24 protein-coding genes and 1 pseudogene are annotated in these 23,422 nt (G+C 57.6%); 10 read left to right on the top strand and 15 right to left on the bottom strand.

Translation table 11 applies throughout. The features are described 5' to 3' along the window. Nucleotides 1–23: 23 nt before the first annotated feature. Complete coding sequence (locus ELB75_RS09350) at nt 24–971, top strand: asparaginase (RefSeq protein ID WP_126983685.1); 948 nt, start codon at nt 24–26, stop codon at nt 969–971. An 81-nt stretch (nt 972–1,052) separates the two neighbouring features. Here the strand turns inward: ELB75_RS09350 and tehA are convergent, their stop codons facing one another. The 7 genes from tehA to ELB75_RS09385 form a co-directional block, all read right to left on the bottom strand. Then, nucleotides 1,053–1,997 carry a dicarboxylate transporter/tellurite-resistance protein TehA gene (gene tehA, locus ELB75_RS09355; RefSeq protein WP_126983686.1) on the bottom strand — a complete coding sequence of 315 codons (945 nt, stop codon included), beginning with the start codon at nt 1,995–1,997 and terminating at the stop codon, nt 1,053–1,055. 478 nt (nt 1,998–2,475) lie between these two features. Next, on the bottom strand, nt 2,476–3,894 hold the full coding sequence (gene glnA, locus ELB75_RS09360) for a type I glutamate--ammonia ligase (protein WP_126983687.1): 1,419 nt from the start codon (nt 3,892–3,894) through the stop codon (nt 2,476–2,478). Nucleotides 3,895–4,046: 152 nt separating this feature from the next. Next, entirely contained in the window at nt 4,047–4,787 is a 741-nt protein-coding gene (locus ELB75_RS09365; protein WP_064090188.1) for a pseudouridine synthase, read from the bottom strand. A gap of 91 nt (nt 4,788–4,878) precedes the next feature. Next, nucleotides 4,879–5,658: a 3-deoxy-manno-octulosonate cytidylyltransferase gene (gene kdsB, locus ELB75_RS09370; RefSeq protein WP_126983688.1), complete on the bottom strand. Its 780-nt coding sequence runs from the start codon at nt 5,656–5,658 to the stop codon at nt 4,879–4,881. Then, a complete protein-coding gene (locus ELB75_RS09375) occupies nt 5,655–5,837 on the bottom strand; it encodes a Trm112 family protein (protein WP_049258544.1) in 183 nt (60 codons plus the stop codon). Before ELB75_RS09375 ends, kdsB begins: the two co-directional genes overlap by 4 nt. 143 nt (nt 5,838–5,980) lie before the next feature. Continuing rightward, a complete protein-coding gene (lpxK, locus tag ELB75_RS09380; protein ID WP_126983689.1) occupies nt 5,981–7,012 on the bottom strand; it encodes a tetraacyldisaccharide 4'-kinase in 1,032 nt (343 codons plus the stop codon). 21 nt (nt 7,013–7,033) lie between these two features. Beyond that, entirely contained in the window at nt 7,034–7,534 is a 501-nt protein-coding gene (locus ELB75_RS09385) for a dihydrofolate reductase (protein ID WP_126983690.1), read from the bottom strand. A gap of 150 nt (nt 7,535–7,684) precedes the next feature. On the opposite strand from ELB75_RS09385, the gene ribH reads away from it, so the two are divergent. From ribH to ELB75_RS09400, 3 genes are all read left to right on the top strand, one after another. Further along, nucleotides 7,685–8,170: a 6,7-dimethyl-8-ribityllumazine synthase gene (ribH, locus tag ELB75_RS09390; RefSeq protein ID WP_126983691.1), complete on the top strand. Its 486-nt coding sequence runs from the start codon at nt 7,685–7,687 to the stop codon at nt 8,168–8,170. Nucleotides 8,171–8,194: 24 nt separating this feature from the next. Further along, nucleotides 8,195–8,632, top strand: coding sequence for a transcription antitermination factor NusB (gene nusB, locus ELB75_RS09395; protein ID WP_126983692.1), 438 nt, complete (start codon nt 8,195–8,197; stop codon nt 8,630–8,632). A gap of 216 nt (nt 8,633–8,848) precedes the next feature. After that, the gene (locus ELB75_RS09400; RefSeq protein WP_126983693.1) at nt 8,849–10,309 is read left to right on the top strand and encodes a TrkH family potassium uptake protein; all 1,461 of its coding nucleotides are present in this window, start codon (nt 8,849–8,851) and stop codon (nt 10,307–10,309) included. Nucleotides 10,310–10,673: 364 nt separating this feature from the next. Here ELB75_RS09400 and ELB75_RS09405 read toward each other — a convergent pair whose 3' ends face one another. Beyond that, nucleotides 10,674–11,642, bottom strand: coding sequence for a helix-turn-helix transcriptional regulator (locus tag ELB75_RS09405; RefSeq protein ID WP_126983694.1), 969 nt, complete (start codon nt 11,640–11,642; stop codon nt 10,674–10,676). A 214-nt stretch (nt 11,643–11,856) separates the two neighbouring features. Here ELB75_RS09405 and ELB75_RS09410 point away from each other — a divergent pair, with 214 nt between their 5' ends. From ELB75_RS09410 to tdfF, 3 genes are all read left to right on the top strand, one after another. Next, on the top strand, nt 11,857–12,834 hold the full coding sequence (locus tag ELB75_RS09410; protein ID WP_126983695.1) for a siderophore ABC transporter substrate-binding protein: 978 nt from the start codon (nt 11,857–11,859) through the stop codon (nt 12,832–12,834). A gap of 497 nt (nt 12,835–13,331) precedes the next feature. Beyond that, entirely contained in the window at nt 13,332–13,655 is a 324-nt protein-coding gene (locus tag ELB75_RS09420) for a cupin domain-containing protein (RefSeq protein WP_003768951.1), read from the top strand. A 109-nt stretch (nt 13,656–13,764) separates the two neighbouring features. Continuing rightward, nucleotides 13,765–15,945, top strand: a complete 2,181-nt coding sequence (tdfF, locus tag ELB75_RS09425) for a TonB-dependent iron piracy receptor TdfF (protein ID WP_126983696.1) — start codon at nt 13,765–13,767, stop codon at nt 15,943–15,945. 51 nt (nt 15,946–15,996) lie between these two features. Here the strand turns inward: tdfF and ELB75_RS09430 are convergent, their stop codons facing one another. Beyond that, nucleotides 15,997–16,227, bottom strand: coding sequence for a hypothetical protein (locus ELB75_RS09430; RefSeq protein WP_126983697.1), 231 nt, complete (start codon nt 16,225–16,227; stop codon nt 15,997–15,999). Here ELB75_RS09430 and ELB75_RS09435 point away from each other — a divergent pair. Both ELB75_RS09435 and ELB75_RS09440 read left to right on the top strand, forming a co-directional pair. Then, on the top strand, nt 16,207–16,557 hold the full coding sequence (locus ELB75_RS09435; RefSeq protein ID WP_126983698.1) for a cupin domain-containing protein: 351 nt from the start codon (nt 16,207–16,209) through the stop codon (nt 16,555–16,557). The two genes, ELB75_RS09430 and ELB75_RS09435, sit on opposite strands and share 21 nt — an antisense overlap. 660 nt (nt 16,558–17,217) lie before the next feature. After that, nucleotides 17,218–17,871, top strand: coding sequence for an IS1595 family transposase (locus ELB75_RS09440; RefSeq protein ID WP_126983699.1), 654 nt, complete (start codon nt 17,218–17,220; stop codon nt 17,869–17,871). Between the two features lie 134 nt (nt 17,872–18,005). Here the strand turns inward: ELB75_RS09440 and ELB75_RS09445 are convergent, their stop codons facing one another. From ELB75_RS09445 to ELB75_RS09460, 3 genes and pseudogenes are all read right to left on the bottom strand, one after another. Next, complete coding sequence (locus ELB75_RS09445; protein WP_126983700.1) at nt 18,006–18,668, bottom strand: phosphoesterase; 663 nt, start codon at nt 18,666–18,668, stop codon at nt 18,006–18,008. Between the two features lie 145 nt (nt 18,669–18,813). After that, nucleotides 18,814–19,494 (bottom strand): MOSC domain-containing protein, encoded by a 681-nt coding sequence (locus ELB75_RS09450; RefSeq protein WP_241236065.1) that lies wholly within the window; start codon nt 19,492–19,494, stop codon nt 18,814–18,816. A 335-nt stretch (nt 19,495–19,829) separates the two neighbouring features. Beyond that, a pseudogene (locus ELB75_RS09460) lies at nt 19,830–19,946 on the bottom strand (IS1595 family transposase); the annotation flags it as partial. A 50-nt stretch (nt 19,947–19,996) separates the two neighbouring features. Between ELB75_RS09460 and ELB75_RS09465 the strand changes: the two are divergent. After that, nucleotides 19,997–20,844, top strand: a protein-coding gene (locus tag ELB75_RS09465; protein WP_126983702.1) for an IS630 family transposase whose coding sequence is annotated in 2 segments (ribosomal slippage) — nt 19,997–20,312 and nt 20,312–20,844 — 849 coding nt in all. Because the reading frame shifts where the segments join, the coding sequence is not laid out codon by codon here. A gap of 217 nt (nt 20,845–21,061) precedes the next feature. Here ELB75_RS09465 and ELB75_RS09470 read toward each other — a convergent pair. The 3 genes from ELB75_RS09470 to ELB75_RS09480 form a co-directional block, all read right to left on the bottom strand. Then, nucleotides 21,062–22,069, bottom strand: a complete 1,008-nt coding sequence (locus tag ELB75_RS09470; RefSeq protein WP_126983703.1) for an IS5 family transposase — start codon at nt 22,067–22,069, stop codon at nt 21,062–21,064. A gap of 10 nt (nt 22,070–22,079) precedes the next feature. Further along, a complete protein-coding gene (locus tag ELB75_RS09475) occupies nt 22,080–22,946 on the bottom strand; it encodes a CPBP family intramembrane glutamic endopeptidase (RefSeq protein ID WP_126983704.1) in 867 nt (288 codons plus the stop codon). 67 nt (nt 22,947–23,013) lie between these two features. Then, the gene (locus ELB75_RS09480; protein ID WP_126983705.1) at nt 23,014–23,403 is read right to left on the bottom strand and encodes a hypothetical protein; all 390 of its coding nucleotides are present in this window, start codon (nt 23,401–23,403) and stop codon (nt 23,014–23,016) included. Between the last annotated feature and the right edge of the window lie 19 nt (nt 23,404–23,422).

Consider the following 23,422-nt stretch of genomic DNA (forward strand, 5'->3'; position numbering starts at 1 on the left):
CCTTCTTTCCCGGCAAAGCCAATATGCAAAAAATCTTCGTCCTCTACACCGGCGGCACTATCGGCATGAAACCCAGCCCCAATGGCCTCGTTCCCGATGCCCAGCTTGCCGAACAAGCCCTGCAGCCCTACGCCGAACAAGCCGTGTTCCACTGGCACATCTGCCAGCCCCTGATCGACAGCTCCAACATCACCCCCCAGCATTGGGCCCAATGGCTCGCCATCCTGCAAGCCGCCCTGCCCGAGCACGACGGCATCCTCGTCTTGCACGGCACCGACACCCTCGCCTACACCGCCAACCTCCTCGCCCTTGCGCTCGACAACGGCGGCAAGCCCATCGTCCTCACCGGCGCGCAAAAGCCCTACCACGCCGCCGATAGCGACGCCCCCGCCAACCTGCAAACCGCCGTCTCCGCCCTGCAAAACCCCCAACTGCACAGCACCGTTATCGCCTTCGGCGGCCGGCTCTACCCCGCCGTCGGCAGCAGCAAATGCAGCACCGAGCTCGACCAAGGCTTCGACAACGCCCACTTCAACACCTGGCAGCCAAACACCCCGCCCCGCCGCCTCAGCGGCCTGCCCACCCGCTTCAACCCTGACGCCCGCGTGTGCAGCCACCTGCTCACCCCCGGCAGCAGCCCCGAGCAAATCGCCCACAGCCTGCGCCACTTCCCCCAAGAAGCCGCCATCCTGCTTTCCTACGGCCAAGGCCACGCCCCCGCCAGCCCCGAATTGCTCGCCGCCGTGCAACACTTCACTCAAAACGGCGGCCTGCTGCTCAACATCAGCCAAGCCCACCACGGCCGCACCGGCACCGCCTACGCCCAAGGCAACGCCCTGCGCCAGGCCGGCGCGGTGGGCGGCGGCAAATGCAATATCGAAACCGCCACCGCCCTCATGACCCTCGCCGCCGGCAACCGCTGGACGGCTAGCCAACTGCAACAGGCATTGGCGCAATTGGATTTGCTCTGATACCTTCCTCCGCTACAAAAAGGCTACCTGAAACCGTATCAACCGTTTTCAGGTAGCCTTTACAACAAGGACATAAGCAGCCTAACGCACCAAAAACCGCCCCTGCCACACCAAATACAGCGTTCCCGCCAACAGCAGCGCCACCCCGGCCGAGCCGCTTAGCGCCAATGCTGTGCCCAGCCATATCATCTTGCCTGCGGCCAACAGGTGCAGCCCGCAACCGCACATGGCCGCCAAGCCGAACGAGAAGCCCCACCAGCTCATGCTAAACCCGCCCTCGGCAAACCAGCCCAGCAGGCGCAGCAAAAGCAGAAACTGCAAACAGCCGTAGCCCATCAAGGCCAGCGCAAACAGGTCGATGGCGCCGCCGTTCACCACAAAATACGCCCCGCAGCCCACAAAAGCCGGCGCAAGCTGGATGCCCACTATCCCGCGCACCTGCGGCGCAATCGCCGCCTCCGTGCGCAGCCTGCCCAAAATCGCCGCCTCCAGGCTAAACCAAGACATCAGCCCCGCGCCGAAAAACAACACCGCATAATCATACAGCCCGAGCACGCCCAGCACCGTGGCACTCACAAAATTGGTGGCCACCGTAGGCAGATAGATCACCGGCGTGGTGGCGGCCAAGTTGTGCAGCCCGCGCCACAGCCCGGCAGCACGATACATGGCAAACGCCAGCTGCCCGGCAATGCCGGCATACACCAGCACGCGTGCCGCCCCGGCGGCATAAGGCAGCCCGGCAATGCCTGCCAAGATGGTGGTAATCGGGATGGCGCTGAGAAAGCAGCATTGCACCAAATCGGTTAAATCGCTTAAAAACTCATCGCGATAAGCCAATATCTTGCACACATAAGCCGCCACCAGCACCAGCCACACAGCAAACGCCGCCGCCAGCAGCCCCTCACCCGGCCAAGCCGGCATCAGGCCTGCCGCTGCACCGTAGCGCCACGACAAACCCAATGCGAACAGGCCGATGGTGGTGCTGAAATAACTGAGCGGAATCGGAAATGTGCGGCATGCGCCCATGATGTGTCCTTTTATTGCCGGGGTAATTTAAAACAGGCGGCATCATACTGCCATTTCCCCGCTCCAAACCATCCGATTTTGCTCAATCTGCCGCCATTTTGTCTCGCCCATCCGCAAAATGAAGGCTACCTGAAACATTCAACAGGCCGCAGCTTGGGCAAATCTAGCAAGCCGAATCGGCTTTCGGTATAAGGCGGCGGGCTGCAGGCAGTACGGAAATATAGTGAATTAACAAAAATCAGGACAAGGCGACGAGCCACAGACAGTACACACGTTACGGCAAGGCGAGCCAACGCTGTACTGGTTTTTGTTAATTCACTATACGGCAAGGTAAACCCATGCCGTAGCGAAAGTTGCTTTGCTCTATGGCACAAAAAGGCTACCTGAAAACGAGCACGCGGGTTTCTGCGAAGCCAATTTTTCAGGTAGCCTTTTATCGTCTGGCAAGGTTTAGTGTGCCATTAAATTTTTGCCCGCCTTACAGCGAATAATACATTTCAAATTCCAGCGGGTGCGGCGCCATGCGGATGCGGCGCACGTCTTCTTCTTTGAAGGCGATGTAGCTGTTGATCCAGTCTTGGCTGAACACGCCGCCGCGCAGGAGGAATTCGTGGTCGGCTTTGAGGGCGGCCAGGGCTTCTTCCAAAGAGGCGCACACGGTCGGTACGAGCGCATCCTCTTCCGGCGGCAGGTCGTAGAGGTTTTTGTCGGCCGGGTCGCCGGGGTGGATTTTGTTTTGGATGCCGTCCAGCCCGGCCATCAGCAGCGCGGCGAACACCAAGTAGGGGTTGGCGGTGGGATCGGGGAAGCGCACTTCGATGCGGCGGGCCTTCACGCTGTGCACGGTGGGGATGCGGATGGAGGCGGAACGGTTTTTGGCGGAATAGGCCAGCTTGGTGGGCGCTTCAAAATGCGGCACCAGGCGTTTGTAGGAGTTGGTGGAGGGGTTGGCGATGGCATTCAGCGCTTTGGCGTGCTTGATGATACCGCCGATGTAGTAGAGGGCGGTGTCGCTCAAGCCGGCATAGCCGTCGCCGGCAAACAGGTTTTGGCCGTTTTTCCAAATGGATTGGTGCACGTGCATGCCGCTGCCGTTGTCGCCCATCAAGGGTTTGGGCATGAAGGTGGCGGTTTTGCCGAAGTTGTGCGCCACGTTGTGGATTACGTATTTCATGTCTTGGGTTTGGTCGGCACGGTGAACCAAAGTGCTGAATTTGGTGCCGATTTCCATCTGGCTGCCGGTGCCGACTTCGCCGTGGTGCACTTCCACTTCAATGCCGATTTCCTGCAGGATGTTGACCATGGCAGAGCGCAAATCCTGCCCGGCATCCACCGGCGCCACGGGGGCGTAGCCGCCTTTCACCATCGGGCGGTGGCCGGTGTTTTGGCCGTCCAGATGCAGGCCGCTCGACCAAGCGGCGCTTTCGGAGGTGATTTCGAAACGGGTTTTGTGCATATGGGTTTCAAACTCAATGCCGTCGAACACGAAAAATTCGGGCTCGGGGCCGAAATAGGCCGTGTCGCCCACGCCGCTGGCTTTCAAATAGGCTTCGGCTCGGCGGGCGATGGAGCGCGGGTCGCGGTCGTAGCCCTGGCCGCTGGCCGGGTCGATCACGTCGCAGGTGAGCACCAAGGTGGCATCGTCGTAGAAGGGATCGATGAAGGCGGTGGCCGGATCGGGGCGCAGCTGCATATCGGAGGCCTGAATGCCCTTCCAGCCGCCGATAGACGAGCCGTCGAAAGGCTGGCCGTTTTCAAACCATTCTTCCGGGTCGTCCAGCACCACGGCGGCGGGCACGGTGAAATGGTGCTGTTTGCCTTTGGTGTCGGTGAATCGCAAATCAACGAAACGGACATCGTTTTCTTCAATCATGCGAACTACATTGCTGATGGACATGGTGGCACTCCTTTAAATATGCGGGGATAAAATCAAGCGGGCATTTTGCCACAGCCGCCGCCCGAGCGTATAGAGCAAAAATCAAAAAGGCTACCTGAAAATTTAGCTTCGCAGAAACCCGCGTGCCCGTTTTCAGGTAGCCTCTGCTCCCGTTAAAACCGCTCGTGCGGCGCCAGATAGCGCCACTGCCCCGGCGGCAGTGCGCCGAGTTTCACTTTGCCGATGCGGATGCGCTTGAGCCCCACCACGCGCAGCCCCACCAGCTCGCACATGCGGCGGATTTGGCGTTTTTTGCCCTGTTTCAACACAAAGCGCAGCTGGTCTTGGTTTTGCCACGACACCTTGGCCGGCCGCAGCGCTTCGCCGTCCAGCTTCAGGCCGTGGTTCAGCAGGCGCAGGCCTTCTTCGGAAAGCTTGCCCTTCACCCGCACCAGATATTCTTTTTCCACGCCGCTGTTTTCACCGATCAGGCTTTTGGCCACGCGCCCGTCTTGCGTGAGCACCAGCAGCCCGACCGAATCGATATCCAGCCGGCCGGCGGGAGCCAGACCGTGGCGGTGTGCCGCTTTAAACTTTTGCGGGCTGCGGTCTTCCGGCCAATGGTTGGCTGCGGTAACCAGCTCGGCGGCGCTGCGGTAGCCTTTTTCGGCCTGCCCGCTCACGAAGCCCACCGGCTTGTGCAGCAGGATGGTCACCCGCCCGGCCTGTTCTTCGTGCGCGGCGCGGTGCAGCTCGATGCGGTCACCCGCGCCCACCTTTTGGCCGAGCACGGCTTTCTCGCCGTTCACGCTCACCCAGCCGCGCTCGATATAGGCATCGGCTTCGCGGCGCGAACAGAGGCCGAGCTCGGCCATGCGTTTGGAAAGGCGGACGGTGTTGTCGGGTGTGGTCATATTCGTTTCTTTGTTAGGCAGATGTTCATTTCAGGTAGCCTGCTTGGCGCGAGAAGGCTACCTGAAATTATTGGCAAAGCAATTATAGTTTTCAGCCAGCCTCTTCGGGATGCCGGGCAAACCAATCGCGCACGCGCTGCAAATCTTCGGCGGTGTCCACCCCGGCGGCGGGGGCGTTGTCGCACACGGTTACGGCGATTTTGCCGCCGTGCCACAACACGCGCAGCTGTTCGAGCGATTCGATGCCCTCCAGCGGCGAGGGCGGCAGGCCGACGTATTGGTGCAAAAAGCCCACACGGTAGGCATACAGGCCGATATGGCGCAGCGGGGCAAAGCCTTCGGGCAGCACGGCTTGCGTTTCGGCGAAGGCGTCGCGCGGCCAGGCAATGGGGGCGCGGCTGAAATAAAGGGCGTTGCGCCGCTGATCGAGCACCACTTTCACGCAGTTGGGATTGAGAAACTCGGCCGCGTCGGCAATCGGGTGGGCGGCGGTGGCCATTTGCGCGCTGCTGCTGCCGAGCAATTCGGCGGTGCGGTTGATGAGGGCGGGATCAATCAGCGGCTCGTCGCCCTGCACGTTCACGGCGATGTCGCTATCGGCCATACCGAGCAGCAGCGCGGCTTCGGCCAGGCGGGCGGTGCCGCTGGCGTGCTGTTTGCCGGTGAGCACGGCTTCGATGCCGTATTCGGAGCAGGCGGCGGCAATGGCGGTGTGGTCGGTGGCCACGACGATGCGCTGTGCCTCGCTCAGCTTGGCGCGCTCGGCCACGCGCACCACCATGGGTTTGCCGGCAATATCGGCCAAGGCTTTTTCAGGTAGCCTGCTGGAGGCCAGGCGGGCGGGGATAATGACGGTAAACGGGGTGCTCATGCGTGCAGCTCTTCTTCGGTGAGGGGGCGGGCTTCGTTTTCCAGCATGATGGGGATGCCGTCGCGGATGGGGAAGGCCAGCTTGGCTTGGCGGCTCCACAATTCTTGGCGGCCGGCATGGTATTCGAGCGCGCCTTTGGTGAGCGGGCAAACGAGGAGGTCGAGGTATTTTTTGTCCATGGCTTGGGGTCTCCGGTTGGTTGGGTTGGCGCGGCGGGTATCGGGCGCGAACGCCTGTTGGCAAAACTGCTTACGCTGTGAGGCTGCCCGAAACTTTTCCGCGCGGCCTGCCGTGCCGCTGTTTTCAGGTAGCCTTTCCGTTTTCAGGTAGCCTGTTCCTTATCCGGCAGGCAGCGGCGGATTACGGCCTGCACCAAGGCTTCCGGCAATTCGGCGCGCACGGGCAACACCCATACTTCCTGCGCGGTATCGGCGGCGAGCTTCACTGCGTCTTTTTCGGTGACGATGTAGCTGTCGGCCGCGGGCAAATCGGCAATCTGCCAGGCGGCGTGGTCGGGCAGGGCCATTTGCCGTTCGGTCTCGATGCCCAGCCGCGCCAGTTCGGCAAAGAAACGTTCGGGCTTGGCGATGGCGGCGGCAGCGATAACGCGGCGCTGTTTCAGGTAGCCTTCGGGCAAGGGTTCGTGCGGGCGGTGCAGGCGGTAAATCTGCCCGCATTGCAGGCGGCTGCGGCAAAGCAGCACGTTATCCGGCAGCGCCCAATCCGGCTCGGGGCTGTCGGGCGTGCTGTTGGCGAGCAGCACGGCGTTTACGCTTTCCAGGCGCGACAAAGGCTCGCGCAAATTGCCGTTGGGCAGCAAATCCAGCGGCCGCCCCACATCGGCGGCGGGGAATACGGCCAGCTCGAAATCGCGTTGCAGGGCGTAGTGTTGCAGTCCGTCGTCGGCAACGATAATTTGCACGTCGGGATGTGCGGCCAAAAGCGCCCTGCCCGCTTCGGCACGGCGGCTGCCTACGGCGGCGGGGGCGCCGGTGCTGCGGTGCAGCAGCAGCGGTTCGTCGCCGGCCTGCACGGCGGTGCTTTGGCTGCTTAACACGTGCACGCTCTGCCCGCTGCGGCCATAGCCACGGCTGATGATGCCGGGGCGGATGCCGCGCTCCTGCAAGGCACGCACCAAGGCCTGCACCACCGGGGTTTTGCCGCTGCCGCCAGCCTGCACATTGCCCACCACCACCACCGGCACAGGCAGCTTTTCGCTGTGCCGCCGGCCTTTCAGGTAGCCTTCGCGCCGCCGCGCCGCCAACAGGCCGAACAGCCGCACCAACGGCCATAAAATCGGCGTGAGCAGCGGGTTGGGCGTTTGCCAATGGCGCTCGATCAGGCGGTGCAGCATTTTTCAGGTAGCCTCAATCTTTCAGGTAGCCTGCCGGGCGCGGCGGTAGTGCACGAAATCAAAGCGGATGCCGTTGGCGGCAGCGGTGTGGCTGCTGCGTTCAACCTCCTGCCATTCGGCGGGGGCAAAGGCGGGGAAGAAGGCATCGCCGTCGATATCCAAGTGCACTTCGGTGAGGCGCAGATCGGTGGCCAGCGGCAGGGCTTGGGCGTAAATCTGCGCGCCACCCATGATGATGATTTCGGGCACGCCGGCCAGCATGGCCAGCGCGGCATCCAAGCTGTCGGCACGTTCCGCGCCTTCGGCCTGCCAGCGCGGCTGGCGGGTAATCACGATATTGCGGCGGCCGGGCAAGGGTTTCTTGGGCAGCGAATCCCAAGTTTTGCGCCCCATCACCACGGGTTTGCCCAAGGTGTAGCGTTTGAAAAAAGCGAAATCTTCGGCGATATACCAGGGCATGGCGTTGCCGCTGCCGATGCAGCGGTTGTCCGCCACGGCGGCGATAAGGGTGATGGTTGGCATGGGAGGCTACCTGAAAAGTGGAGCAAAACGCCGCCATTGTAACGCAAGCCATCTTCCTTCACAGCCCCAAAACGTGCGCTTTGGTGTAAAATCCGCTTTCTTTGCGGCGCATGCCGCTTTTGCTTATTTCACTACAACGGAGCAGCGGACATGACCATCATCCCCCCCAATCACGACGGCACAGGCCTGAATATCGGCATCGTACAAGCCCGTTTTTCCAACGAAATCGGCAGCGCCATGCTTGAAGTGTGCACCGAAAAACTAGTGGAAATGGGCGTGCCCGACGGCAACATCACCGTAGCCACCGTGCCCGGCGCGCTGGAAGTGCCGCTGGCGCTACAAAATATGGCGCAGTCACACAGCTTTGATGCACTGGTGGCCTTAGGCGCGGTGATTCGCGGCAAAACTTATCATTTTGAATTGGTGTCAAACGAATCCGCCGCCGGCATCAGCCGCGTGGGGCTGGATTTCAACATCCCCATCGCCAATGCCGTCCTCACCACCGAAAACGACGAACAAGCCCACGCGCGCATCCAAAGCAAAGCCGCCGAAGCCGCCGTGGTGGCGGTGGAATGCGCCAACCTGCTGCGCCGCCTCAATCCGGCCGGCAACAACCTGCCCGATGCCATCGTGTAGCCCTTGATTTCAGAAAGCCGAGTAATGAAACCGAAAAACCGCACCCCCCGCCGCCGTGCGCGCGAATTTGCCGTGCAGGCGCTGTATCAGGCCGCGCTCAACCAACTGCCCGATACCGAAGTAGCCAAAAATATCCGCGAAAACGAATACTTCGCCAAGGCCGACAACGAGCTCTTCACCGCCATTTTCTTCGGCGTGCAGGCCAAACGCCGCGAGCTGATGCAGATTATCCGCCCGCTGCTCGACCGCGACGAAAAAGACCTCAGCCCCATCGAATGCGCCGTGCTGCTGGCCGCCGCCTTCGAGCTGCGCGAGATGCCGGAAACGCCCTACCCCGTGATCATCAACGAAGCGATTGAAGTCACCAAAACCTTCGGCGGCATCGACGGCCACAAATTCGTCAACGGCATTTTGGATAAACTGGCGGCCGAACTGCGCCCCAATGATCCGAAACGCGCTTAAGCCGCGCCCGTTTGCCCATGCCGCAGGCTACCTGAAACCGCCGTATCCGCTTTCAGGTAGCCTTTGGTGTTTTATCGTGAATATGAATAAAAACAAACCGTAGGATAAACTAAAGCACCCCGCCTGCTATTTTTCAGGTAGCCTCAGCCGTCGCTACGCTATCCCGTTAAAACAGGTAAAATACCCGCCGCACAGGCTACCTGAAACCGCTACACCATGTATTACAAACTCGCCCCCATCGTCCACGTTCTATCTCGCCTCGGCTTCGTGTTTTCGCTGCTACTCTTGGCGCCCACGTTCGTGTCGTATCTCTACCAAGACGCCGCCTTCTGGGTGTTTGCCGACACCGCCGCCGCCACCATCTGCGCCTCCGGCATCATCTGGCTCATCACCCGCAGCCATCAGCGCGAGCTGCGCACCCGCGACGGCTTCACCCTCGTTTTCCTACTGTGGTTGGGTTTTGCCGTGGTCGCCTCCCTACCGTTTTATTGGTATCTGCCCGGCATCAGCTACACCGACGCCTTCTTTGAAGCCATCTCCGGCCTCACCACCGCCGGCGCCACCGTTTTCACCAACCTCGACAGCTTCCCTCCCTCGCTCAACTTCTGGCGCCACCTGCTCAATTGGGTGGGCGGCATGGGCATCATCGTTTTGGCAGTGGCCATTCTGCCCATGATCGGCGTAGGCGGCACCCAGCTGTTCAAAGCCGAAATCCCCGGCATCCACAAAGACAGCAAACTTGCCCCCCGCATTTCCCAAACCGCCAAAAACCTTTGGCTGATCTACGTTTTCTTCACCCTCGCCGTCTGCCTCGCCCTGCGCCTGGCCGGCATGAGCTGGCTTGATGCCGTGTGCCACGCCATGTCCTGCCTCGGCCTGGGCGGCTTCTCCACCCACGATCAAAACATCGCCTATTTCGATTCCGTGCCCATCGAAATGATTTTATCCGTCGGCAGCGTCATCGCCGCCATCAACTTCACCAACCACTACTACGCCTTCCGCCAACGCAGCCTCAACGCCTACCGCCGCGACAGCGAAGTGCGCGTGATGATCACCACCCTGATTGCCAGCATCATCGTGTGCGCCCTCTATTTGTGGCACAAAGACTTCTACCCCGATTGGTCGCAATCCCTGCGCTTTGTCGGCTTCAACTTCATCTCCATCGGCCTGGCCAACGGCTACGCCAACACCGACTTCGCCGCCTGGCCGCTGCCCGTATCCCTCTGGATGTTTTTCCTCGCCAATATCCTCGCTAACGCCGGCAGCGCCGGCGGCGGGCTCAAAACCATCCGCGCCATCGTGTTGTTTAAATTCAGCCTGCGCGAAATGATGCTGCTCCTGCACCCCAACGCCGTGCACACCGTAAAAATCAACGGCATGCACATCGCCGAGCGCACCGCCATGACCGTGCTCGTGTTCACCGCCGTTTACTTCCTCACCATCATCTTCGCCACCTTCGCCCTCATGGCCACCGGCCTCGACTTCGTTACCGCCCTCACCGCCGCCACCGCCTGCATCACCAACGCCGGCCCCGGCCTCGGCAGCGTCGGCCCCGCCGGCAGCTACGCCAACCTCGCCGACATCCAAAAATGGCTGTGCACCATCGTCATGCTGCTCGGCCGCCTGGAAATCTTCACCGTATTCATGCTCTTCACCCCCGCCTATTGGCGCAAATAGCGTTGCGCGGTTTCAGGTAGCCTTTGCCACGGCAGCCGTGTAGGGTGTGCACTCGTTGCCCACGCGTTCCGTATCCCAAGGTGGTTTGAAACCGCGTGGGCATAAATGCCCGCCCTACGTATCTGTTTATAGTGGATTAAATTTAAATCAGGACAAGGCGGCGAGCCGCAGACAGTACAAATAGTACGACAAGGCGAGACAACGCTGTACTGGTTTAAATTTAATTCACTATAGTATGTTATGTGTGCGTTTATAGCGGATTAATATAAGAATATTACAGAGTTGTCTCGTTTTTCTGCACTATTTGCAGTATTTGTGGCTAACCGTTTTGTTCCGTTCTTATTTTAATTCACTATGTATTCCGTCATTTTTTACGAACAGACCTTTTCACATCCGAAGGCAAAAATCCGTAATGCCGTCTGAACGCTTCGTTGAACCGCCCCGCGTGGCGGTAGCCGCAAAAGTGCATGGCGGCTTGGACGGTGCTGCCGGATTCGATGAGGGCGAGCGCATGTTCCAGCCGCAGGCGGCGCAGGCATCCGGCGACGGTTTCGCCGGTTTGCGCTTTGAAATAGCGTTTCAGGTAGCATTCGTTCAGCCCGACTCGGCGGGCGATTTCGGCGATGGTCAGCGGGCGGGCGAATTCGTGTTGCAGGATGTCGGCGGCTTCGTCTATGCGTCGGCGGCGGTAGCCGTTGTCGTGGCGGCGGAAGGTGAAGCGCAATAATCGGGCGGAGAGTTCCAGCGCGGCGGCTTCGTCGGCGAGCAGGCCGAAGCCGTCCGATTCGAACGGGCGTTGCAGCAGGGGGCAGGCCGCCGCCGTCAGTGCCGCCGCGTTTTGCGCCAGCCGTTGCAGGGCGAATCGGCCTATCGTTTGCGGCGAAAACAGGCGTTCGTCCAGCAAGCCTTCGTCGTGCCAGCGGTGCAGTTTTTCCAGCGAAAAATCCAAATGCAGCGCGCACATGCCGCTGTTGTCGGGCAGCAGGGTTTCGGATACGTCCGCCAGTTCGCCGCGCACCAGCCAGATTTCGCCGGCAGACGGGCGGTATTCCCTGCCGCCCATTTGTAACCGGTTCTGCCCCGACACCATGACGAACAAGGCGCAGTTGTGGCTGAAATTGTGGATTTCGGTGGGAAACGCACCCGTTCCGCCGCCGCGCATCCGCGATAGGGTGATGCCCGAGTCGAAGCGGTTGATGCACATTTCCAGATGCAAACCGGGCTGTTTTGCCTGCGCCATGAGCGCGCTGTCGGAACAGCCGTCCAACGCCCAGCCGGATTTATCGGAGCGGACATAGGTTTGGTACTGGCGGTAGATGGCAGCGGTGTTCATGCTTGGATAGGAACGGGTTGTCTGATAAGTGGATTAAATAGGAATTATTGCCAATAATCAAGCGTAGGGATTGGTTGAAACGGGAAAGGTCGTCTGAAAGGGTGTTTCAGACGACCTTTGCCGTTTCGGGAATTTTGCGTTTTGCGGCGTGGTTTCTGCAGGTTGTTTGCTTAATAATAAATATTCTTATTCGTATGCAAAGGAACCGCACACCGTGAAGCCACGTTTTTATTGGGCAGCCTGCGCCGTCCTGCTGGCCGCCTGTTCGCCCGAACCTGCCGCCGAAAAAACTGTATCCGCCGCATCCCAAGCCGTATCCGCATCTGCCGCCACACTGACCGTGCCGACCGCGCGGGGCGATGCCGTTGTGCCGAAGAATCCCGAACGCGTCGCCGTGTACGACTGGGCGGCATTGGATACGCTGACCGAATTGGGCGTGAACGTGGGCGCAACCACCGCGCCGGTGCGCGTGGACTATTTGCAGCCTGCATTTGACAAGGCGGTAACGGTGGGGACGCTGTTCGAACCCGATTACGAAGCCCTGCACCGCTACAATCCGCAGCTTGTCATTACCGGCGGGCCGGGCGCGGAAGCGTATGAACAGTTGGCGAAAAACGCGACCACCATAGACCTGACGGTGGACAACGGCAATATCCGCACCAGCGGCGAAAAGCAGATGGAAACCCTGGCGCGGATTTTCGGCAAGGAAGCGCGCGCGGCGGAATTGAAGGCGCAGATTGACGCGCTGTTCGCCCAAACGCGCGAAGCCGCCAAAGGCAAAGGGCGCGGGCTGGTGCTGTCGGTTACGGGCAACAAGGTGTCCGCCTTCGGCACGCAGTCGCGGTTGGCAAGCTGGATACACGGCGACATCGGCCTGCCGCCCGTGGACGAATCTTTACGCAACGAGGGGCACGGGCAGCCTGTTTCCTTCGAATACATCAAAGAGAAAAACCCCGACTGGATTTTCATCATCGACCGTACCGCCGCCATCGGGCAGGAAGGGCCGGCGGCCGTGGAAGTGTTGGATAACGCGCTGGTACGCGGAACGAACGCTTGGAAGCGCAAGCAAATCATCGTCATGCCTGCCGCGAACTACATTGTCGCGGGCGGTGCGCGGCAGTTGATACAGGCGGCGGAACAGTTGAAGGCGGCGTTTGAAAAGGCCGAACCCGTTGCGGCGGGGAAAGAATAGAGGGTCGTCTGAAAACGGAGCTTCCGAAGGAAGCGGAGTTTCTGCGAAGCTAAAACGCGGGTTTGACGAAGTGAAAAGCAGCCTGCACGTTGAAAATACCGCTCAGCAAACCTTTGGTTTGCCGCCCTCTCCCTAGCCCTCTCCCGCGGGGAGAGGGGGTTGGGCGGCAGGCTGCCTTTAAGGTTCAGGCAAATTTCCACTTCGTTGAAGCTCCGTTTTCAGACGACCTCGTGGAGTACCACAGGCACACGCATCGAACGGCTGAATCAAAGATTCAGACCGATGGCAGTCCGCACCCGAGTTTATGCGGCAAACAGCGAGGCTACGGTAGCCCGTCCCCTCTCCCTGTGGGAGAGGGTTAGGGAGAGGGCAGTAAGCCGCAGGCTTGCATCAAAGCCGATGACACTTCCGTTACAACTCCGCCCACTGAAAGAAGCCTGCAACGAAACCAAAACGACAAACCGCATCAAAAACCACCCAACCCATAGGAGAACCCCATGCAAAACGAAACCATCAACCCGAAACAGCACCTTGCCGCCATCAAAGAATACTGGCAGCCCGAAATCATCAACCGCCACGGGTTCCAATTCCGCCTGGTCAAACTTTTGGGCGATTACGGCTGGCACACGCACGGATACAGCGACAAAGTGCTGTTTGCCGTGGAAGGCGACATGGCGGTGGACTTCGCCGACGGCGGCAGCATGACGATACGCGAAGGCGAGATGGCGGTCGTGCCGAAGTCGGTGTCGCACCGCCCGCGTTCGGAAAATGGCTGCTCGGTGGTGCTAATTGAGTTGCCCGACCCGTCCGAGGCCGCCTGAAAACGAAGTTTCCGAAGGAAGCTGAGTTTCTGCGAAGCTAAAAGCAGCCTGCACCTTCAATATGCCGAAAACGCAACCCCACTGCACACCAACACACAAAGGAAATCCCATGACACGCTTCAAATACTCCCTGCTGTTTGCCGCCCTGCTGCCCGTGTACGCGCAGGCCGATGTTTCTGTTTCAGACGACCCCAAGCCGCAGGTAAGTACCGAATTGCCGACCATCACTGTTACCGCCGACCGCACCGCGAGTTCCAACGACGGCTACACCGTTTCCGGCACGCACACCCCGCTCGGGCTGCCCATGACCCTGCGCGAAATCCCGCAAAGCGTCAGCGTCATCACATCGCAACAAATGCGCGACCAAAACATCAAAACGCTCGACCGCGCCCTGTTGCAGGCGACCGGCACCAGCCGCCAGATTTACGGCTCCGACCGCGCGGGCTACAACTACCTGTTCGCGCGCGGCAGCCGCATCGCCAACTACCAAATCAACGGCATCCCCGTTGCCGACGCGCTGGCCGATACGGGCAATGCCAACACCGCCGCCTATGAGCGCGTGGAAGTCGTGCGCGGCGTGGCAGGGCTGCTGGACGGCACGGGCGAGCCTTCCGCCACCGTCAATCTGGTACGCAAACGCCCGACCCGCAATCCCTTGTTTGAAGTCCGCGCCGAAGCGGGCAACCGCAAACATTTCGGGCTGGGCGCGGACGTATCGGGCAGCCTGAACGCCGAAGGCACGCTGCGCGGCCGCCTGGTTTCCACCTTCGGACGCGGCGACTCGTGGCGGCAGCGCGAACGCAGCCGCGATGCCGAACTCTACGGCATTTTGGAATACGACATCGCACCGCAAACCCGCGTCCACGCAGGCATGGACTACCAGCAGGCGAAAGAAACCGCCGACGCGCCGCTCAGCTACGCCGTGTACGACAGCCAAGGTTATGCCACCGCCTTCGGCCCGAAAGACAACCCTGCCACAAATTGGTCGAACAGCCGCCACCGTGCGCTCAACCTGTTCGCCGGCATCGAACACCGCTTCAACCAAGACTGGAAACTCAAAGCCGAATACGACTACACCCGCAGCCGCTTCCGCCAGCCCTACGGCGTGGCAGGCGTACTTTCCATCGACCACAGCACTGCCGCCACCGACCTGATTCCCGGCTATTGGCACGCCGACCCGCGCACCCACAGTGCCAGCGTGTCATTGACCGGCAAATACCGCCTGTTCGGCCGCGAACACGATTTAATCGCGGGTATCAACGGCTACAAATACGCCAGCAACAAATACGGCGAACGCAGCATCATCCCCAACGCCATCCCCAACGCCTACGAATTTTCCCGCACGGGCGCCTACCCGCAGCCATCATCGTTTGCCCAAACCATCCCGCAATACGGCACCAGGCGGCAAATCGGCGGCTATCTCGCCACCCGTTTCCGCGCCGCCGACAAGCTTTCGCTGATTTTGGGCGGACGATACACCCGTTACCGCACCGGCGGCAGCTACGACAGCCACACCGGCGGCACGCCCACCATCCGCGCCAACCGTTTCACCCCCTACACAGGCATCGTGTTCGACCTGACCGACAACCTGTCGCTTTACGGCTCGTACAGCAGCCTGTTCGTCCCGCAATCGCAAAAAGACGAATACGGCAGCTACCTGAAACCCGTAACCGGCAACAATCTGGAAGCCGGCATCAAAGGCGAATGGCTTGAAGGCCGTCTGAACGCATCCGCCGCCGTGTACCGCGCCCGTAAAAACAACCTCGCCACCGCAGCAGGACGCGACCCGAGCGGCAACACCTACTACCGCGCCGCCAACCAAGCCAAAACCCACGGCTGGGAAATCGAAGTCGGCGGCCGCATCACACCCGAATGGCAGATACAGGCAGGCTACAGCCAAAGCAAAACCCGCGACCAAGACGGCAGCCGCCTGAACCCCGACAGCGTGCCCGAACGCAGCTTCAAACTCTTCACCGCCTACCACTTCACACCCGAAGCGCCCAGCGGTTGGACCATCGGCGCAGGCGTGCGCTGGCAGGGCGAAACCCACACCGACCCTGCCACGCTCCGCATCCCCAATCCCGCCGCCAAAGCCCGCGCCGCCGCCAACAGCCGCCAAAAAGCCTACGCCGTCGCCGACATCATGGCGCGTTACCGCTTCAATCCGCGTGCCGAACTGTCGCTGAACGTGGACAACCTGTTCAACAAACACTACCGCACCCAGCCCGACCGCCACAGCTACGGCGCACTGCGGACAGTGAACGCGGCATTTACCTACCGCTTTAAATAAGGTCGTCTGAAAACGAAGTTTCTGCGAAGCTAAAACGGAGTTTCTGCGAAGCTAAAGCGCAGTATCAACGAAGTTAAAAGCAGCCTGCACATTGGGAATGCCGCCAAAGCAAACCCGCGGTTTGCCGCCCCCTCCCCAGCCCTCTCCCACAGGGAGAGAGAATTGGTTGCTGAAAATACAACCACTGCGGAATTGCCGCCCATTTGCCACTTTCAGGCAGCCCGAAACAGAATTTTTAACTGCAACCAAAGGAAAGCCATCATGAAAAATATCAAAACCCAACTTTTCGCCGCCCTCATCGGCCTCTCCGCCGCGGCCGCACCCGCAGCAGAAACCGCCCAAGGCACGGGCAAAGTCTTTGAAGGTGAAAACTACACCGTCATCCGCGAAACCCTGCCCAAAGGCAAGGAAATCCCCCGCCACAACCACCCCGGCCACACCCTGCTGGTTACCCAAACCAAAGGCAGCTCGGTATTTTTGTTTGACGGCGGAAAAAGGCAGGAATTGAGGCCGGGCAGCGTCCTGAAGGCGGACGGCAGCGAATACGTCGCCATCAAAATAACCGATGACAGCGAATTGGTGATTGTGCTGGTGAAGGACGGGGCAAGGTAACGATATAAATGTTTACTGCCCTTATTTTTGTAATACTGTAAAGGCTGAGACCTTTGCAAAATCCTCAGATTTGAGCACAATTCAAAGCAATAGCATCGCAGAACGCGCAGAGAATATTGAAATATTTTCAAGCGTTAGATGTAGGAAATTGTCGCGTTGTTTACACTTTTTTACGGCGGACAGCTTTGTGTTTTTGCTTAAATGATTTTTAAGCAGCTATCCGTCATTATCAAGAACAGAGCGGTTTTCCCGTGTCTATCGACATTCTTGACAATGCCGGATAGCTGCTCAATCGGGTCTTCAAGCAAAAGCCAAAAGTGTAAACAACGCTGTTGATTTCCACACATAGAGAAGCGCATTGCGAAGAAATGAGCCAAAGATGAGGATTTTGCAAAGGTCTCAGGCTATTTGTAAGACCGCGTGATTTTTGTCATAGCCCATGCAAAATCGCGTGGCCTTACATATCGGCATGCCGGGCGGCAGGTGCGGAAAACGCAGCCCCATTCGTTTTGGCCTGTGGGCAAATCCAGTACCAAATCAATCGTAATGCTACCGCGTTGGCTCGCCTTGGCGTACTGTCTGTGCGCCTTACGACTCACCGCCTTGTATCATTTTTATTTTGGGACTGACGTAGATTAGCTGTTATGCTAGGCTACGAAAATGAAGATAACTAGTTGTAAATTAAGCAAGAGGATTCAAAAGAAACTGCTTGAATTTTTTGTGCTCCAAGTTACCGCCCGTTCCGCTGCCGATATTTTGGGTATCCATCCCAATTCGGCGGCACTGTTCTACAATAAAATCCGTATGGTCATCAGCCATCATTTGGCCTTGGCTGCCGATGAGGTTTTCGAGGGCTCTGTCGAGTTGGACGAAAGCTATTTCGGCGGACGGCGCAAGGGCAGACATGGTCGCGGTGCGGCAGGGAAAATGGTTGTTTTCGGCATTCTGAAACGAAACGGACGGGTCTATACCGTTGTCGTAGATAATGCCAAGTCCGATACTTTGATGCCTGTTATCAAACAGAAAATCATGCCGGACAGTATTGTTTATACCGATAGTCTGAGCAGCTACAACAAGCTGGACGTAAGCGGTTTTATCCATTACCGCATCAACCATTCCAAGGAATTTGCAGACCGCCAGAACCACATCAACGGCATTGAGAATTTTTGGAATCAGGCAAAACGCGTCTTGCGCAAATACAACGGAATCAACCGCAAATCTTTCCCGCTGTTCTTGAAAGAATGCGAATTTCGGTTTAACTTCGGCACACCGTCCCGGCAGCTTCAAACCCTGCGGGATTGGTGTGGAATTTAGGGCTAATCTACGTCAGCCCCTAACAAAAAACCGGTACGGCGTTGGCTCGCCTTGCCGTAACGTGTGTACTGTCTGCGGCTCGCCGCCTTGTCCTGATTTTTGTTAATCCACTATATAAAGGCTACCTGAAAACCCTATTCGGCTGCCCGGGGATTGAATTCGGCCAGTTTTTGCTCCACCCAAACGCGGGCGGCATCGGGAGTGTCGGGCATGGGTTCGGCTTCGCCGAAGTGGGACACGGCGGGCAGGGGGCGCAGGAGGGTGTCGATGTCTTGCGGGCTTAGAAAGCGGCCGTGCAGGTCGAAGCCGACGTTGAGGGCGCGGCCGGGGAGGGGGGCGAGGCGGTCGTGCAGGTGGCCGTAGAGGTGATACCAGCCTTTGTGGCAGCCGTCCCATTCGTTGATGGGGTAGTGGAATAAAATCAGGGTGTTGTTGATTTCTGGCAGCTTGAGCTTGAGGTAGGGTTGGGCGGAGGCGAGCAGGGGGTGGCCGTCGGCTTTGGTGGTTTGGAAGAACCGGCCGATGTGGCGTTGGATGTGGTCGTCGTGGTTGCCGAAAATCAGATGGTGGCGGCCGTTGAGGCGGGAGAGTAGGTGGGTGATGTGTTTGAGGTCGTGGGAGAAGCTGAGGTCGCCCAAGTTGTACACTTCATCTTCAGGGGAGACGGTGTGGTTCCACATGGCCACGAGGTGTTCGTCCATTTCTTCAACGCTGGCGAAGCGGCGGAACTGGGGGCAGAATTTGGCAATGTTTTTGTGGGAGAAGTGGAGGTCGGAGGTAAAGAAGATTTTGCTCATATTGGTATGAAGTTAAAGGCGGTTGCTTACTGCGTTGCCATACGGTTTGTGGCTAGCTGCATAAAGAAATCATTATTTCGGCTATACCTGACAGGAAGATTTCAACTTGGTTGAAGCGAAGTGTCAGTAAGGTTGAAATGGTGGTTCAGCCGAAGAGGCGGCGCTGCCAATCTTCGCATTCGCCGGTGTCGAGGCGGCGTTGGAACATATGCTGCCAGGAAGGGGGCAGGGGCAGTTGCAGCACTTCGCGCATGGCTTGAGGCTGGCAGTTTTGGCTGTCGATAAGCTCGAGGATGCGGCTGAGCGGCCAATCGGCATAGGGGCGGGCGAGGAGTTGCACGCTGTCGCCCGCTTGGATGCGGCCGCTTTGCAATACACGCAAATACCAGCCGCAGCGCAGATTGTGCTGCACTTGGGCGGCGATATCGGGCACGCCGAAGCGTTCGTTGAGTTTCCAGCAGGGCTGGCGGCCTTGGCTGACTTCGAAGCGGGCGCTACCGATTTGCCATTGGTCGCCAAGGCAGACTTGCCATTCGTCTGTGCCTTCGATGCAGAGGTTTTCGCCAAAGCCGCCGGCGTGGAAGTGCGGATTGCCGGGGAATCTGGCTTGCCATTGTTTGTAGTGGTGCTGGGCGTAGCAATGCAGGGCTTTGTCGGCGCCGCCGTGGTAGCGCGGGTCGCCCACGCCGTCGCCTGCCAGGCCGGTGGGGGTGGCTTCGATGGGGCCGGTGACGGGTTGTTTGTCGATGCCGCTGATTTGGCCGCGGGCAAAGGGTTTGGGCTGGGCAATGCGGATTTCGCGGACGGTGGCGATGGTTTGAGGCATGATGGTTTCCTGCATGAATACGTCGGGGCTGATTATAGTGGATTAAAATAAAAATGAGACAAGGCGGCAACGCCCGCCGTGTACGGGTAGCACATAAGGGCGTTGGCAACGCCGTATCATTGCAATTTTAATCCACTATATATAGCAAGCCAAATTAACTTTCGATATAAGGTGGAGAGCCGCAGGTGGCGCGAAAGTGCGGCAAGACTGTGGTGAGAGTCAGGTTGGTTATCGTGGATGGAATCTGGTGTCACAAGGGCTACCTGAAAGTTTCAGGTAGCCCAGTTCCGGCTGTTTGAACCAAGGCATAAAGAAGGGGCTGTACTAGATTAGCCCTAAATTCCACACCAATCCCGCAAGATTTTAAGCTGTCGGGACGGTGTGCCGAAGTTAAACCGAAATTCGCATTCTTCCAAGAACAGCGGGAAAGATTTGCGATCGATTCCGTTGTATAGTCAATTAAAAACAAAATAGTACAATACTCAACTTTGAAGGTCTGACCATGGCATACTCTGCGGACTTAAGAAACAAAGCTTTAAACTATTATGAACAATGCAAAAACATCAGCCAAACCGCAGCAACGTTTCACTTGTCAAGAAACACGCTTTACCTGTGGATTCGCCTTAAAAAACAAACAGGCAGCCTAAAACATCAAGTTACCGGTCTAAACGCCGTCAAATTGGATAGGCAAAAACCGGCTCAATATGTTGGGCAACACCAGGATGCCTATCTGCATGAAATCGCCAAACATTTTGATTGTACGGCAGCCGCCGTTTGCTATGCGCTCAAACAGATGGGGATGACGCGCAAAAAAAGACCACCGCTTACAAAGAACAAGACCCGGCCACAGTAACGCATTATTTGACACAGCTGGCCGAATTTTCCGACTACCAACGTGTTTATTTGGATGAAACAGGATTTGACCGCTACCTGTTCCGTCCCTATGCCCGCAGCCTGAAAGGGCAAATAGTGAAAGCGCAGATAAGTGGAAAAAGATACCAACGCTTATCTCTGGTGTCCGCACAAGTCGGCAACCGGCTGATTGCTCCGATGGTTTATCAAAATACGATGACCGGAGTCTTTTTTGAAGCGTGGTTTCAGCAATGCCTGCTGCCCGCATTGACTCAAAAATCGGTGATTATTTTAGATAATGCACGATTTCACCGTATGGGTGTCTTACGGGAAATGGCGGAAAAATTGGGACATAAGGTATTGCCTCTTGCACCTCATTCACCTGAGCCCAACCCGATTGAGAAGGTGTGGGCGAATATTAAGCGGTATCTGCGAACCGTATTGTCTGATTACGCCCGATTTGACGATGCGCTACTGTCCTATTTTAATTTTAATTGACTATACCGTTAAATTCAACTTAACATATTGAAAATATGAAACTAAATGACCAAAAAATTAAGAAAGCGAAACCCTAGGAAAAGCCATATAGAGACCTTTGCAAAAATCCCCCTCCACCCAACAGCCGAAGCCCAAACCCAGGCTTCCGGCTGTTTTTTGTTCCCAATCTCCTTTTTTTCTCCCCGGATACCTGATAATCGGGCATCCGAGCCTCCTTTTAGGCGGCAACAGGCATACTTAGCCTGTTAGCCGCTTTCAACAGGTTTAAACACATTGCCTTCAGATGGCTTTGCGCACTCACTTTAATCAGTCCGAAATAGGCTGCCCGGGCGTAGCGGAATTTACGGTGCAGCGTACCGAAGCTTTGTTCGACCACATAACGGGTCTTCGACAAATATCGGTTACGTTTGGTTTGCGCTTCCGTCAGAGGACGGTTGCGGTGGGCTTTGCGCATAATGCCGTCCGGCAACCGATGCTCTTTCAGGTGTTGCCGGTTTTCCGCACTGTCGTAGCCTTTGTCGGCATAGACGGTTGTGTCTTTGGCTATTCCTTCCAGCAAAGGCAACAGGTGGTTGCACTCATGGGTATTGGCGGGGGTGATGTGCAGTTTCTCGATATAGCCTTCCTCATCGGTACGGGTATGTTGTTTGTAACCGAGTTTGTAGAGGCCGTTTTTCTTTGTCCAACGGGCATCTTTATCTTTACTCGGTGTGGTTTGGCCGCTGACGTGTCCCTCCTCATCCACTTCTATGGCCTGACGCTGTTTGCTGCCGGCGGTCTGAATAATGGTGGCGTCAATGACGGCGGCGGATGCCTTCTCTACTTTTAGGTTTTTCTCGGCCAGTTGGCGGTTGATCAGTTCCAGCAATTCGGACAGGGTGTCGTCTTGCGCCAGCCAGTTGCGGTAGCGGCATAAGGTGCTGTAATCGGGGATGCTCAGTTCGTCAAAACGGCAAAACAGGTTGAAGTCGATGCGGGTGATGAGGCTGTGTTCGAGTTCGGGATCGGAGAGGCTGTGCCATTGTCCGAGCAGGACGGCTTTGAACATGGATAGCAGGGGATAGGCGGGACGGCCGCGGTGGTCTCGGACGTAACGGGTTCTTTGACGATTCAGGTATTGCTCGATCGGTTGCCAATCAATCACCTGATCCAACTTCAATAGTGGGAAGCGGTCGATGTGTTTGGCAATCATGGCTTGGGCGGTTTGCTGGAAGAAGGTGCTCATGAGAAATCCCCTAAATGTCTTGGTGGGAATTTAGGGGATTTTGGGGGATTTTGCAAAGGTCTCCCCTTGTCTCTTGTAAAAAAAACAAGGACTTCTCTTTTACCAAAACCCACAACACGATGCCGGTAAAAATCACCGTCTGAATCACTTTGCTGTCGGGATGGGTGGAGAAAATTTCGTTGCCGAGGTTGGCGCAAAGGTGGAACAAAATGGCCACCGAAATACTGCGGCCGCTTTTCATATAAAGCCAGTTCATCAAAATAACGAAGGCAATCAGGCTGAGCACGAAGTTGGCCGTGTAAAGCGCGCCTTCGGCGAACACTTGGCTTTGGTAATAGCCCTTCACAAAGGCGAGCGGCAAGTGCCAAAACGCCCAAAACACGCTGAATATCAGCGATGATACAAACAGGCTGAATCGTGCGGTGAGTGCATCAGTGCCGTAGCCGTGCCACGCGATTTCTTCGGCAACAGGGGCAATCGCGAGCATAAACCACGGCGACAACAGGGCAGATGTGAACGACGGCTGCCCGGTAATTCGGAATTGCTCCCAGCCATGCCCGAAAGTGAGCGATACCAATTGGGCGATAACGAGCGTAACAGAGCCGAGCAGTGCAGCAATGGCGATATAGCGTTTGGGAAAGCCGTTTAAGCGGAACAGACGGCGTTTGGCATCTGCCCAATGTTCGGGATTTTGGTGCAGCAGCCATGCGCCGATGACCGCCGGAGCAAATAATCCCGCCAAACCCAATCCGGCTTGCGCCCATTGGTGCGCGGCGGCATCGGGGCGGTGGCTGATGTAGGCGGCGGAAAACCAGAGTATCCACGGAATCAGCATGAATAGGAAATAAAAGAGAAACGGGCGATAGGGTTTCGGCATGGGTGTTCCTTTCATGTTTAAGGCTGCCTGAAAAAAATCAATCGGTTTTCAGGTAGTCTTTTGTTGTTCACGGCTGCAAATAGCGCCGTGCCATCTCCTCTAATTGCCTGTCGTATGCCTTACAGAATTCGGTTTGGCTGACATCGATCTGCTTGCTGGCCAGTATCGTATCAACCGTCTCTGGCGTGATCGCATCATTTATAAATTCATCTTGCAGTGTTCGGTAAATCTCTCTGCTCTCTGCCTGTATTTGCGGGTTTTCCCATGTTGCGCTACATTCAGATTGCCTTTTTGCCAACCGGATAAGCTGTGGATGTCTTTCATTTTGATGACACGCACCGGTACGAAAACCCAACACACTCATATCCAACAGAAAAGCCCGGCAATCTCGGATGGGCGGTTGCGCGACAGCCAGTGTGGGGAATAGTATTGATAAGACGATAATTTTTCTGAACATGGTTCGCTCCTTGATTGCT

This window comes from Eikenella corrodens, from assembly GCF_003990355.1.
GTDB classification, from domain to species: Bacteria; Pseudomonadota; Gammaproteobacteria; order Burkholderiales; family Neisseriaceae; genus Eikenella; species Eikenella corrodens_B.

Coding starts and splice junctions, on each gene's coding strand:
- ribH (WP_126983691.1), top strand. CDS start 7,685: ATGACCATCATCCCCCCCAATCACGACGGCACAGGCCTGAATATCGGC.
- glnA (WP_126983687.1), bottom strand. CDS start 3,894: ATGTCCATCAGCAATGTAGTTCGCATGATTGAAGAAAACGATGTCCGT.
- nusB (WP_126983692.1), top strand. CDS start 8,195: ATGAAACCGAAAAACCGCACCCCCCGCCGCCGTGCGCGCGAATTTGCC.
- ELB75_RS09420 (WP_003768951.1), top strand. CDS start 13,332: ATGCAAAACGAAACCATCAACCCGAAACAGCACCTTGCCGCCATCAAA.
- ELB75_RS09400 (WP_126983693.1), top strand. CDS start 8,849: ATGTATTACAAACTCGCCCCCATCGTCCACGTTCTATCTCGCCTCGGC.
- ELB75_RS09440 (WP_126983699.1), top strand. CDS start 17,218: ATGAAGATAACTAGTTGTAAATTAAGCAAGAGGATTCAAAAGAAACTG.
- ELB75_RS09450 (WP_241236065.1), bottom strand. CDS start 19,494: ATGCCTCAAACCATCGCCACCGTCCGCGAAATCCGCATTGCCCAGCCC.
- kdsB (WP_126983688.1), bottom strand. CDS start 5,658: ATGAGCACCCCGTTTACCGTCATTATCCCCGCCCGCCTGGCCTCCAGC.
- lpxK (WP_126983689.1), bottom strand. CDS start 7,012: ATGCTGCACCGCCTGATCGAGCGCCATTGGCAAACGCCCAACCCGCTG.
- ELB75_RS09385 (WP_126983690.1), bottom strand. CDS start 7,534: ATGCCAACCATCACCCTTATCGCCGCCGTGGCGGACAACCGCTGCATC.
- tdfF (WP_126983696.1), top strand. CDS start 13,765: ATGACACGCTTCAAATACTCCCTGCTGTTTGCCGCCCTGCTGCCCGTG.
- ELB75_RS09350 (WP_126983685.1), top strand. CDS start 24: ATGCAAAAAATCTTCGTCCTCTACACCGGCGGCACTATCGGCATGAAA.
- ELB75_RS09480 (WP_126983705.1), bottom strand. CDS start 23,403: ATGTTCAGAAAAATTATCGTCTTATCAATACTATTCCCCACACTGGCT.
- ELB75_RS09375 (WP_049258544.1), bottom strand. CDS start 5,837: ATGGACAAAAAATACCTCGACCTCCTCGTTTGCCCGCTCACCAAAGGC.
- tehA (WP_126983686.1), bottom strand. CDS start 1,997: ATGGGCGCATGCCGCACATTTCCGATTCCGCTCAGTTATTTCAGCACC.
- ELB75_RS09445 (WP_126983700.1), bottom strand. CDS start 18,668: ATGAGCAAAATCTTCTTTACCTCCGACCTCCACTTCTCCCACAAAAAC.
- ELB75_RS09470 (WP_126983703.1), bottom strand. CDS start 22,069: ATGAGCACCTTCTTCCAGCAAACCGCCCAAGCCATGATTGCCAAACAC.
- ELB75_RS09405 (WP_126983694.1), bottom strand. CDS start 11,642: ATGAACACCGCTGCCATCTACCGCCAGTACCAAACCTATGTCCGCTCC.
- ELB75_RS09475 (WP_126983704.1), bottom strand. CDS start 22,946: ATGCCGAAACCCTATCGCCCGTTTCTCTTTTATTTCCTATTCATGCTG.
- ELB75_RS09365 (WP_064090188.1), bottom strand. CDS start 4,787: ATGACCACACCCGACAACACCGTCCGCCTTTCCAAACGCATGGCCGAG.
- ELB75_RS09435 (WP_126983698.1), top strand. CDS start 16,207: ATGAAAAATATCAAAACCCAACTTTTCGCCGCCCTCATCGGCCTCTCC.